This window comes from Streptomyces sp. DH12, from assembly GCF_020873895.1.
Taxonomy (GTDB): Bacteria; Actinomycetota; Actinomycetes; order Streptomycetales; family Streptomycetaceae; genus Streptomyces.
In genome coordinates this window covers 1-383 of the sequence record NZ_JAHWGT010001720.1, presented here as the reverse complement: position 1 = coordinate 383, position 383 = coordinate 1, and the positions used below count along the sequence as shown (strand labels likewise).

The 383-nt window shown below is 66.3% G+C and carries 1 protein-coding gene; it reads left to right on the top strand.

Annotated features, from left to right (window positions below; genetic code table 11):
- Positions 1–383: branched-chain amino acid ABC transporter substrate-binding protein (locus LPA54_RS41900; protein ID WP_228985575.1), on the top strand; the 383-nt coding region annotated here is incomplete at both ends.

Genomic DNA, 383 nt, shown 5'->3' with positions numbered 1-383 from the left:
ACCGCGACCACGGACGCCATCCAGGGCCCGTTCGCCGCGCAGTACGTCTTCAACGACGCCAAGAAGAAGAAGGTCTTCGTCATCGACGACAAGAAGACCTACGGCGCCGGTCTGGCCGCCACCTTCACCGCGGAGTTCAAGAAGCTCGGCGGCCAGGTCGTCGGCACCGAGCACATCAACCCGGAGAGCAAGGACTTCAGCGCCGTCGCCACCAAGGTGAAGAACTCCGGCGCCGACGTCGTCTACTACGGCGGCGAGTACCCGCAGGCCGGTCCGCTGAGCAAGCAGATCAAGGAAGCGGGCGCGAAGATCCCGCTGGTCGGCGGTGACGGCATCTACAGCGCCGACTTCATCAAGCTGGCCGGCGCGGCCGGCACCGGCGA